The sequence below is a fragment of the Leeuwenhoekiella obamensis genome (assembly GCF_055391795.1).
This window is the reverse complement of record NZ_AP029251.1, coordinates 2,117,515-2,129,136: the sequence shown is the minus strand read 5'-3', so window position 1 is coordinate 2,129,136 and position 11,622 is coordinate 2,117,515. Positions and strand designations below refer to the sequence as shown.

Sequence of the window (11,622 nt, the reverse complement as noted above, 5' to 3'; positions counted from 1 at the left end):
TTTTATACCTAATGTGGAGACAGGCCTATGGAATACAATATTTACGGAGACGATAGAATAGTAATGAGTCTTGATGCAGGAGGAACAAATTTTGTTTTTTCGGCAATACAGGCAGGGAAGCAATTGATAGATCCTATTGCGCTGCCAGCAAACTCACACGACAAGGAGAAATGCCTACTTACCATGATCGATGGTTTTAAGCAGGTAACACAGGCTATTGCACCACAACAACCGGCAGCGATAAGTTTCGCTTTTCCTGGTCCGGCAGATTACAAAAACGGAATTATAGGAGACCTTCCTAATTTTCCATCTTTTAAAGGCGGCGTGGCGATAGGCCCAATGCTAGAAGAGATCTTTAATATCCCAACGCTTATTAATAACGACGGTGATCTTTTTGCTTATGGTGAAGCAGTAGAAGGATTCTTGCCATACATTAATCAAACGCTTGCAGATAACGGTATTGAAAAGCGTTACTCAAACTTGCTAGGTATTACGCTAGGAACTGGCTTTGGCGCAGGAGTTGTGATCAACGGTCAGATCTGTTTAGGAGATAACTCAGGAGCAGGTGAGATATGGTTAAGCCGCAACTTTGCAAACCCTAAAACCTTTGCAGAAGAAGGTGTAAGCATTAGAGCGGTACAAAGAGAGTATTGCGAATTAGTGCGATGCGAAGATCTACTTTCGCCTAAGCGTATTTATAAGATCGCAAAAGGTACTGCAGAAGGTGATCAACAAGCAGCTATAACCGCATTTGAAAAAATGGGTAAAGTAATAGGAGAAGCGCTTGCTAATTCTATCACGATCATTGATGCGCCAGTAGTAATAGGTGGTGGTATCGCGGGAGCTTCAGAGTTTATTGTGCCTGCAATTGTAAAGCATCTTAACTCTAAAATCGAAGATTACAAAGGGCAACAGTATTCTCGTTTAGTTTCAACTGCGACATATATTGATGATCCTGCTAGCTACGATGCTTTTATTTCAGATGATTCGGTGACTGTGGATATCCCGTTTTCTTCAAGCACAGCAACGTATAACCCAAATAAGAAGATACCTATAGGTATTTCTCGTTTAGGAACTAGTGAAGCGGTTTGGTTAGGCGCTTACGCTTTGGCTTTGGACTATTTAGATAAGAAGAACCTATACGAACCTTCTACACTATTGCACGAGTAATACGCTAGTAAAATATTTCGCTGAAAAGCTTATAAGACTTTAACCTGGCCTCATGGTCATGGATGTGAGAAACGGCAATGAGTTCGTCAACGCTGGTTTCTTCAACAAAGTGTTTAACCTGCTTTCTTATGGTCGCTTTACTGCCTATAAAGGTGTAATGCATCATAGGCTTTATCGCAGCTTCCTGTTGTGGACTCCAGATGGCATCCATACTTTCTACAGGAGGTTGCAACGGGTAGCGATTGCCAGTGATAATGCCCATTGCGAGTTGGTATAAGCTGGTGGCAAGTCTTCCGGCTTCTTCATCTGTATCTGCAGCAATTATGTTTACGGCTGCCATGGTGTATGGTTTTTTGGCTTTCGCCGAAGGGCTGAAAAACTTTTTATATTGATGCAGGGCATTGTGTAAATGTGTAGGAGCAAAGTGGCTGGCAAAAGCGTATGGTAAACCAAGTTTAGCCGCCAGTTGCGCACTGAAAGTACTAGAGCCCAAAAGATAAATAGGAACTTCAAGCCCCTCACCAGGAATGGCACGCACACGGCCATCTTCACTCTCTTTAGAGAAATAATATTGAAGTTCCTCAACCGCATTAGGAAAATCCTGGACGCTTTCTTGTTTGCCTTGTCTTAGCGCATTAGCTGTGATCTGATCAGTTCCCGGCGCTCGGCCTAGGCCTAAGTCTATCCTTCCGGGAAAAAGTGTCTCTAATGTTCCAAATTGCTCAGCGACAATGAGTGGTGCATGATTGGGCAACATGATCCCGCCAGAACCTATTCTAATGGTAGAAGTGCCGTTTGCGAGATACGTGAGTAAAACTATGGTAGCAGAACTCACAATACTGTCCATATTATGATGTTCAGAAACCCAAAACCTATTGTAGCCCCATTTTTCTGTATGTCTTGCAAGATCAAGACTGTTTTCCATTGAGGTCTTGTGTTCAAAACCCTGAAGAACAGGAACAAGATCTAGTAATGAATATTTAATTTTTGAAAGGCTTACTTCTGAAGTGGACATATCTAAATTCATGAGCGATTTTAGTCTACTAAGAATACAAAACCTTACGGAAGGTGCACAAAAAAGGCCGCTGAGAAGCGGCCTTAAATTGTAATGTTTTTGTGAGGTCGTTTTGTAAGAGGCTAATCAAATTAAACTACCTTATTTCTTAAAGAAATCTAAACATTAGCGATATAAAAATGGATAAAAATCTGATATGATGCAACAAAAAAAGGGTGAAGCGCAATAACGCTCACCCATATAAATTTATATTTCTGTCTGATTTACAGCTTCATACCGCCTGAAATTTCTATGCGTTGCCCATTGATCCATCTTGCATCCTCTGAGCAAAGAAAAGCTACAACGCCACCTATATCTTCTGGCAATCCAGGTCTTCCTAAAGCGGTTATTGAAGAAACCATATCATTGAGTTGTTTATTATCACGAACGGCTCCACCGCCAAAATCGGTTTCAATAGCTCCCGGAGCAACAACGTTACTGCGTATTTGTCTTGAACCTAGCTCAGCTGCTTGATATCTTGTGAGTTGTTCTACTGCAGCTTTAAGGGCGCCATACGCAGATGCTCCAGGCATTGCGAATCTCGCCAGACCGCTACTAATGTTTACAATTCCTCCGCCATCGTTCATTAGCGGTAACAACTTTTGCGTTAGTAAATACGGCTGCTTAAAGTGAATGGTATACAGATTATCGATGTCTTTTTCCTCAGTGCTAGCAAAATCACTATGATGACCTACACCAGCATTTGGGATCACAAAATCTAATTTGTCAGTTTTAAATTCTGACTCTAAAACGCTCTTTACTCGCTCTAAAAAGGCGTCATAATTACTAGTGTCAGCTACATCCAGTTGCAGACTTGCGGCTTTACTACCTAATTTTTCAATCGTATCTACAGTGTTTTGAGCCTCTTCTTGTTTGCTTCGATAGGTGAGAATGACTTGCAGACCTTTTTTAGCAAGATTGATCGCCATATCCTTACCTAAACCACGGCTTCCACCGGTAACTAATGCTATTTTTCCTGTACTCATAATTTCTAGTTTTTAATTTGAAACAAAGGTACTTTGAAGGTTACTGTTAGTTTTGCAAGAAACAAACCAGTATTTGTAAAAAACAAATCTTTCTAAGATCTGAAGTTATTTGGCGAAAGCCCAATGTATTTTTTAAAGAAGTTTGAGAAATGAGCAACTTCTTCAAATCCTAAGCAATATCCCACTTCAGAAATTGTCCATTGTGTTTGTTTTAATAGGATCTGCGCCTCTTGCACAATGCGTTGATTTATGATCTCGCTGGTTGTTTTCTCAGTTTTTTCTTTGAGTACTTTGTTTAGATAATTTACGTGTATTGATAGCCTTTCGGCGAAATCCTTTGGGTTGCGTAGTTGTATGCGTTGATGCGTTGATTCAATTGGGAATTGTCTGTGCAAGAGCTCTGTGAATAGCGATGAAACACGGTCTGTTGCATTAGTCGTAGAATAGATCGCTGTGGCTGGTTGTAGTTTTTGTACTTGATGAATTAACTCAATGATATAGTTGCGCAGCAGGTCATATTTAAAGGCATAATCAGAATTTATTTCTTGCATCATCTTTTTAAATATGGGCTCTAGCGCTTCAACTTGCTCTGGCGTAAGTTGAAAAATAGGGTAGCCGCCAGATTGAAACAACGGGATCTTATCTAAATGAATTCCGGTTTTTTCATGCAGCATAAAGTCTTCTGTAAAAATGCAGAAGAAGCCATCTTGATCATCGTCTTGCGGGACGTAATTGTATGGGATCTTTGGACTTGCAAAAAGCAGCGCATATTGATCTATAGGGATAATTCTATCAGCATACTCGGCTTGATTACGGCCTTTTATCAAGCTTATCTTGTAATACGTACGCCTGTTGTATGGCATTTTTTTAGTCTGCTTATGATGCTTGTAAACCTTAGCGATCTCAAAAACATTAAAGTGACCTATCTCTTTCTCAATACCATCTGGCAACAATGATTTGCCAGAAATATCCTGATCCATCTCTTTGTAAAAACCCTCAATAGAAGTTTGCGAAGTTGAATTCTTCATGCGGCATATGTTTTGCAAAAATCAAATGTACGACAAATCAATTTGCAGTATTACTCTAGACAGCCAATGTTACGTTTGTCATCAACATGTTTAGCAAGAATTGTGTACTGAGTGAGAAGTTCATCACCGTTGGGGCAATCTATATTTGTATTGGCGATATCTTCACTACGTGGATTATCATCAGCGTCGCTTACTGTTTCATATTGCTTTGATAAACATTGCAAAATGTTACCCGCATTAAGGTAGTAGCGCTCTTCTGTGATCTTGTCTTTTGTAGCCGGTTCATCTGCTGAGCCTTCTACAAAACTCCAGTCTTTTCTCTCAAAGTAGATAAAGAATGGCATACTGTCTTTCACGAAATATTGATCACGCGCCTCGTGATGGTCATACTCATTATAGACGTGCTCAATGAGTTTTAAAGAACCGTCTTTAGTATAAAAGTGTAGTGTTCCGCGCTTTTCGTTATTGCAATTATAGCGCACTACATTTTCTTGAAGTTCGCCATTATCTCTAGCCTTTACAATGTCGAGATAATCAACTTTGATATCTATGATCTGTTCCTGTTCTTCGCTTTTCTTGAGCGCTGCAGAGTCTATTGTTTTCTCCTGTGCGTTCGTTTCATCTGCCTTCTCCACCTCCTTTTTGTCAACTTCCTTACAGGATAGTGCTATTGTGCAAATGAAGAAAAGCCATACTAGTGTCTTCATCTTCATTTTACGTATTTTATACAGAAATTAAAACAAATTCGATAATGTAAACTACCTATTATCAGAGTTTGTGATAGGATTAACGAAGGTTTAAGAACAGGAAGAATTTTAATTATTATTAATTATAATCTATTTGTTGTAGATGTTTTATAACTATACCCTTTTTGGCTTTAAGCCAAAAAAATACCAGCACAAGGCTGGCAATTTTAAAAGTTAGTGGCGACCTCGTATGCGCTCTAGCATGCGCCTGCCAAACTCCCGCTCGGCGACAATAAGCCTTGCACGTTTTTTAGCTGAGATCACATCCTTAAGGTCTTTCATGAGTTTCTCAGTCGCTTGAAACATATCTTTTTCTGTAGTGAGATACTCTTTTACAAACGTTTCAGCTTCTTCTTCAGTGGCTTTGCGGCCTTTCATGATGCTGCGTATTTGCTTTTCTCTTACTTTTTCTACCTTATCATTGTACACTTCATATACTGGCCAGAAGTCTTTTGCTTCCTCTGGAGTAAGTTCTAGTTCGCGAGTGATAAAGGCTGTTTTAAGCGATTTAAGGCGCTCCCGCGGATTCTGTGCAAATAGTGTCATGCTGAGTAGCATGCACGCAAGTAGTGCTATCTTTTTCATTCTTGTAAGGCTTCTAGTAAGATAAGATCTTCTTCTAGCAGATAATCTGTGAGATCTTTATCTAGTTCCTGGTCTTCTATATCAATGTCATAAATATCTTCATCCAGAATATACTGCAAATCAGCATCAGATAAAAATAAGTCCTGCTGCTGCAAATAGTAATTCTCAACTTCTGGTGAAAGAGTTGCGAAGTCAGGTTCTGTGTTGTTTGACTTAAATGTAAATAACAAAATTATAACGATGCAAGCAGCGGCAAAACTTGTGGCGTACCATAGTTTATTGCTATTAGTATTATTATTATTGCTATTGCTGTCGGTATCCTTATTTGGGATCAGTTGATGCACATTATGCTGTGCGTTGAGTTTTGCAAAAACCTGATCTTCTAAATTATCAAAATACGCATCATCTGCAGCATAACCATCTGCTTGCTCTTCTTGCAATTTAGGTTGAAGATCCAGCTCTTCAAGCACGCTGGCTTCTAGCTCATCAAAATAGTCTTTGTGAGTAGAATAGCCATCTTTAATATGTTGCTTTTCAAAGTTCATGGATGCTTCTTTGTCTTTAGAATATAGAAATCTCTAAATGGTTTAGTCTATGCTTAATAGTTCTTTAATTCTTTTTACCGCAAGGTGATAATTTGCTTTTAAACCGCCCACGGTTATCCCGGTTATCGTGGCGATCTCGGTGTATTTGAGTCCGTCAAAATATTTTAAATTAAATACCTCTCGTTGTTTTAACGGCAATTGATTTACGGCTTGTTGCAATTTATATTGTATCTCATCGCCGCTGTAATAAGTGCTATTTGCCTCTAATTCTTGCATGTGTTGTGCGCCCAGATCATCGATTCGCACATTGGCCTTATCTGCTTTTTGCTTAAGCAAGCGATAGGCTTCATTGCGAGCGATGGTGTACATCCAGGTGTACAATTTACTATCGCCTTTAAAACCGTCAATATATCTGTAGATCTTAATAAATGTAAGCTGCAAAACCTCATCAGTATCCTCATGATTTACCATGAGTTTACGCAACATACCATACAGCGGCCTTTTGTAAAGCCCCATAAGTTCTCTAAACGCCGCATCTTTAGTTTTGGGCGCTTTCAGGCGAGAAACGAGATCTTCTTCCTCAGTGGGAATTAAGTGCATTGTACGGTTTTATGTTGAGTGTTTTCGCTGCAGCGAAAACAACGTATCCTCGATCTACAAGGTAAAGATTAGAATGCTGTTTTGTACAAAAGGTTTATTCTGTTGCGGTAAATAATTTAAGTGGTGTAGATGTTTTGGCTTTAAGCCAAATAAAAAACCACGACTTGCGCCGTGGTTTTCAGGGTTGATTAGTTGCTAATTTATGGTTAGTTAATTAGCGGTAAAGATTTTTATTAGGTCTGCGGCTCATGTAGAAAGTAAGCGTACCACCGTTCATGATCTGCTCATGCGTGATGAAAGGTGTCTCTAGTTTTTCTCCATTAAGCTCAACATTGCGAACATATACATTTTTCTCTCCTTGATTTCTGGTCTTTACCGTGAAGGTCTTACCATTATCAAGGTGAATCGTAGCTTCTTCAATAGCCGGGCTACCCAAAGCATAATCTGGACTTCCTGGCGCTACAGGATAAAAGCCCATGGTGCTAAACAGGTACCATGCACTCATTTGACCAAAGTCGTCATTACCACTTAGACCATCTGATCCTGTTTGGAATTTACTTTCTAAGATCAAACGGATCTTGTCTTGAGTTTTCCAAGGGTCGTTCGTCCAGTTGTAAAGATAAGGTACGTGGTGTGAAGGCTCGTTACCGTGCACATAGTTCCCTATGATACCTTCACGAGAGATATCTTCAGTATTCTCAAAGTACTTGTCTGGCAGGTCCATTGTGAATAATGAGTCAAGGTGTGCAGTAAATTTCTCTTTACCACCCATCATCTTGATCATCTCAGCAGGATCATGCGGAACATATAAACTATAGTTCCAGCTGTTACCCTCAATAAATCCTTGTCCGTGTGTATCTAGTTCATCAAACTGTTTCTTAAAAGAACCATCCTTAAGACGAGGACGCATAAAGCCTATAGACTCGTCATACACGTTCTTATAATTCTCAGAACGCTTCATGAATTCTTTGTAGATATCGTCTTTGCCTAGCTTTTTAGCCGCCTGAGCGATCGCCCAGTCATCGTAGGCATATTCTAGCGTTTTAGATACTGAAGCTCCGCTTACATCTTCTGGCACATAGCCCATATCCATATAAGCACCTATACCATCAAAGTAACGCACTTTAGCAGTTTCAACAGCAGCGTCTAGCGCATGCTCTGCATCAAAGTCTACATTACCTTTTACAATAGCATCTGCTAATACAGAAGCACTGTGGTATCCTATCATACACCAGTTTTCGTTAGCATAATGCGACCAGATAGGAAGCATGTGATGCACACTTTGATCGTGGTGAGCTAACATAGAAGAAACCATGTCTGCATTGCGCTCTTGCTGCACGATATTAAAGAATGGGTGTAAAGCTCTATACGTATCCCAAAGCGAGAAAGACGTGTAGTTTGTAAAGCCATCAGCTTTGTGAATGTTGCGATCCAGACCCATGTACTGCCCATCAGTATCCATGTAAACCGTAGGACCTAAGAAAGCGTGATACATCGCAGTGTAGAAGTTAACAAGGTCAGTATCCTTAATGGTCTCTACAGTGATCTTCTCAAGTTCTTTTTGCCAGTTTGCTTGTGTTTCAGCTTTAACAGCATCAAAGTCCCATCCTGGGATCTCTGCTTTCATGTTCTCTACAGCACCAGTCATACTTACCGGTGATAAAGCGAACTTAATTTTAATAGCTTCGTTATCTTCAGTCTCAAAGTCAAAGTGTAGTCTTAGATCCTTACCAGCCATTTGTGGGAAGTTGTGCTCTTGATCAAAACGACCCCAGAAGCCACGATAAACCTGACCTGGTTGTTTTGCCTGACCATATGATTTAATAGGCTTGCTAAAGCTCATTGCAAAGTACACCTTACGCGTACGTGCCCATCCAGAAGTCTGGCGGTAACCCGTAACCAGTGTATCGTTCTCTACACGCACAATTGTCCATACATTCTTCTCATCATAGTTGTAAATACCATGCTTAAGATCTAAGATGATGTGCGCATCATCACTCTTTGGGAAGGTGTATTTATGCATCCCCACGCGTGTAGTAGCTGTAAGCTCTGCATTAATGTTGTAATCCTTAAGATTCACCTGATAGTAACCAGCTTCAGCATTTTCTTCATCATGAGAAAAACGAGAACGGTAACCACTATCTGGATCAGCTTCTGTTCCTGGGTTGAGTTGAAGATCACCTACGGTAGGCATTATTAAAAAGTCACCAAGGTCTGAGTGACCTGTACCGCTAAAATGCGTGTGACTAAAACCTACAATGGTATTGTCTTCATACTGGTATCCTGCGCAGTATTTATATACATCAGGGTTGTAACGGTTATTTGCTTCATAGGGTATAGTGTCAGTATCTGGACTTAACTGCACACTACCAAATGGAGCTGTAGCTCCAGGATAGGTATGACCCATTTTTGCCGTACCGATCATTGGGTCTACATACTTCACCAGATTTTCTTCCTGCGCTTGCAGTGTTACAATTCCGCTTAAAGCGAAAAGAAAACCCAGGCATTTTTTACTGTTCAATCTAATCATTATCTGTATTATGTTCTTTTAGAATAAGGGGTTAAAAGAATAGGCAGCCTCAAGAGGCTGCCTATATAAGTATATTAATTATTCGTTTGACAACGAGTACGGGTAAGCAGATTTGCTGGTACCTCTGTCTTTGTTAGGCTCGTCAGACATTTCATAGTCTAATGTAGCACCCTTCATAAGCTCTTTGTGGCTTAACCAGTTTTTCTTGTATTCTTTACCGTCTACTTCAAGTTCGTCAACATAGATATTCTCGCTGCTGTTCTCAGGAGCATTGATCTTGATCTTTTTACCGTTCTCAAGATTAAGTGTGATATTCTTGAATAATGGAGCACCTAGAACATACTCGTCTGTAGCAGGAGCTACAGGATAGAAGCCCATTGCAGAGAATACATACCAAGCAGATGTTTGCCCGTTGTCTTCATCACCACAATATCCATCAGGAGTAGCTTTGTACATTCTGTCCATAGTTTCTCTCGCCCATTTTTGAGTCTTCCATGGTGCACCTGCGTAGTTGTACAGGTAGATCATGTGCTGTATCGGCTGGTTACCATGTGCATACTGACCCATGTCTGCGATCTGCATTTCACGAATCTCGTGGATCACACCACCGTAAACGCTCTCGTCAAAAATAGGAGGCATAGAGAATACAGAATCTAATTTCTTAACAAATTTCTTCTCACCACCCATAAGGTCAACCAATCCCTGTACATCATGGAATACAGACCAGCTATAGTGCCAGCTGTTTCCTTCAGTAAATGGGTTACCCCATCTGAAAGGATTAAAGTCTTCTTGCCAGCTTCCGTCTTCGTTCTTACCACGCATTAGTCCGTAGCTTGGATCAAAAAGATTCTTGTAGTTCATACTACGCTCTTTATAGATGTTGATCTCTTTTTTGGGTTTACCCAAAGCCTGACCAAGTTTATAGATAGCGAAGTCATCATAAGCATATTCTAGAGTTCTTGCAGCACTCTCGTTCACACCTACATTATAAGGAACATATCCTAGTTTCTTGTAGTACTCTGCACCATCACGACCCACTGCAGACATTGGCCCTTGATTGTTCGCACCGTGAACTACAGCTTCCCAAAGCGTCTCGATATCATAACCTCTAAGACCTTTAAGATACGCATCTGCAACAACAGAAGCAGAGTTGTTACCTACCATGATGTTAGCATAACCAGGGCTAGACCACTCTGGTAACCATCCACCTTCTTTATAATCGTTTGCAAGACCAGCTTGCATCTCTTTATTGATAGAAGGATACGCTAAGTTCAAGAAAGGATATAATGCACGGAAGGTATCCCAGAAACCAGTACCTGCGAACATATATCCAGGAAGGATCTCGCCGTTATACGGGCTCCAGTGAATGATTTCGTCATTCTCGTTGATCTCGTATAATTTGTTAGGGAAGAATAATGTTCTGTATAGACAAGAATAAAACGTTCTTATCTGGTCTATGCTACCACCGCCAACTTCAATACGACCTAATTTATCATTCCACTCATCACGAGCGTTCTGCTTGATCGTTTCAAAATCATCCTTAGCGATCTCGCGCTCAAGGTTAAGTTCTGCCTGCTCAAAGCTGATGAATGATGACGCTACTTTAGCATTGATCACATCACCTTCTTTAGTTTTAAAACCTACGATGGCACCGGCATGGTTACCTTCCATCTCAGCTTGACCTTTAGCAAGGTTGTCACCTTCCCAAGTGTTTATGTTGTCAAAAGGCTTATCAAACTGAATAACAAAGTAGTTCTTGAAGTTCTTGTAATCACCTCTTGCATACTTAGTGGTATACCCTATGATCTTATTCTCTTCAGGAATAACCTTTACATAAGAACCTTTATCAAAAGGATCGATAACCACGTAAGAGCTATCAGACTCAGGGAAGGTCATTTTAAACTGCGCAGCACGCTCAGTAGGAGTAAGCTCTACAGTTACATCATGATCTGCAAGGTAAACTTTGTAGTAGTATGGTGTAGATACTTCCGCTTTATGCGAAAACCAGCTAGCACGATCATCCTGCTTAAATTTCATACCACCAGTTACAGGCATTAAAGAGAATTGCCCATAATCGTTCATCCAAGGAGAAGGCTGGTGTGTTTGTTTAAATCCACGGATCTTATCTGCATTATACGTATATGCCCATCCATGACCCATAGGTCCTGTTTGTGGGGTCCAGAAGTTCATACCCCATGGCACTGCCACTGCAGGATAAGTGTTACCGTTAGATAGACCCGGACTTGAGTCTGTACCCATCAATGGGTTTACATAATCTACAGGGTTTTCAACTTTTTCAATGATCGCTTCCTGAGCAAATGCTGTGGAAATAGCAAGGCAAAAAAGCAATACGCTAAATCTGTATTTCATTAGAGTGA

Annotated in this window: 10 protein-coding genes; 1 reads left to right on the top strand and 9 read right to left on the bottom strand. The window is 40.4% G+C overall.

Annotated elements, in window-relative coordinates:
• Positions 1 to 27 precede the first annotated feature (27 nt).
• Positions 28 to 1,170, top strand: a complete 1,143-nt coding sequence (locus tag ACZ5L8_RS09320; RefSeq protein ID WP_464436875.1) for an ROK family protein — start codon at positions 28 to 30, stop codon at positions 1,168 to 1,170.
• A gap of 4 nt (positions 1,171 to 1,174) precedes the next feature.
• On the opposite strand, the gene ACZ5L8_RS09315 is transcribed toward ACZ5L8_RS09320, so the two are convergent.
• The 9 genes from ACZ5L8_RS09315 to ACZ5L8_RS09275 form a co-directional block, all read right to left on the bottom strand.
• Entirely contained in the window at positions 1,175 to 2,197 is a 1,023-nt protein-coding gene (locus tag ACZ5L8_RS09315; protein WP_464436873.1) for an LLM class flavin-dependent oxidoreductase, read from the bottom strand.
• Between the two features lie 251 nt (positions 2,198 to 2,448).
• Positions 2,449 to 3,210, bottom strand: coding sequence for an SDR family NAD(P)-dependent oxidoreductase (locus ACZ5L8_RS09310; RefSeq protein ID WP_464436872.1), 762 nt, complete (start codon positions 3,208 to 3,210; stop codon positions 2,449 to 2,451).
• A 92-nt stretch (positions 3,211 to 3,302) separates the two neighbouring features.
• On the bottom strand, positions 3,303 to 4,238 hold the full coding sequence (locus ACZ5L8_RS09305; protein WP_464436870.1) for a helix-turn-helix domain-containing protein: 936 nt from the start codon (positions 4,236 to 4,238) through the stop codon (positions 3,303 to 3,305).
• A 50-nt stretch (positions 4,239 to 4,288) separates the two neighbouring features.
• Positions 4,289 to 4,945, bottom strand: a complete 657-nt coding sequence (locus tag ACZ5L8_RS09300; protein ID WP_464436868.1) for a hypothetical protein — start codon at positions 4,943 to 4,945, stop codon at positions 4,289 to 4,291.
• A gap of 213 nt (positions 4,946 to 5,158) precedes the next feature.
• The gene (locus ACZ5L8_RS09295) at positions 5,159 to 5,569 is read right to left on the bottom strand and encodes a hypothetical protein (RefSeq protein ID WP_464436866.1); all 411 of its coding nucleotides are present in this window, start codon (positions 5,567 to 5,569) and stop codon (positions 5,159 to 5,161) included.
• Positions 5,566 to 6,114, bottom strand: coding sequence for a hypothetical protein (locus tag ACZ5L8_RS09290; RefSeq protein ID WP_464436865.1), 549 nt, complete (start codon positions 6,112 to 6,114; stop codon positions 5,566 to 5,568). Before ACZ5L8_RS09290 ends, ACZ5L8_RS09295 begins: the two co-directional genes overlap by 4 nt.
• A 42-nt stretch (positions 6,115 to 6,156) precedes the next feature.
• Positions 6,157 to 6,714 (bottom strand): RNA polymerase sigma factor, encoded by a 558-nt coding sequence (locus tag ACZ5L8_RS09285; protein ID WP_464436862.1) that lies wholly within the window; start codon positions 6,712 to 6,714, stop codon positions 6,157 to 6,159.
• A gap of 214 nt (positions 6,715 to 6,928) precedes the next feature.
• Positions 6,929 to 9,244 carry a GH92 family glycosyl hydrolase gene (locus tag ACZ5L8_RS09280; RefSeq protein WP_464436860.1) on the bottom strand — a complete coding sequence of 772 codons (2,316 nt, stop codon included), beginning with the start codon at positions 9,242 to 9,244 and terminating at the stop codon, positions 6,929 to 6,931.
• Positions 9,245 to 9,322: 78 nt separating this feature from the next.
• The gene (locus ACZ5L8_RS09275) at positions 9,323 to 11,614 is read right to left on the bottom strand and encodes a GH92 family glycosyl hydrolase (protein WP_464436858.1); all 2,292 of its coding nucleotides are present in this window, start codon (positions 11,612 to 11,614) and stop codon (positions 9,323 to 9,325) included.
• Between the last annotated feature and the right edge of the window lie 8 nt (positions 11,615 to 11,622).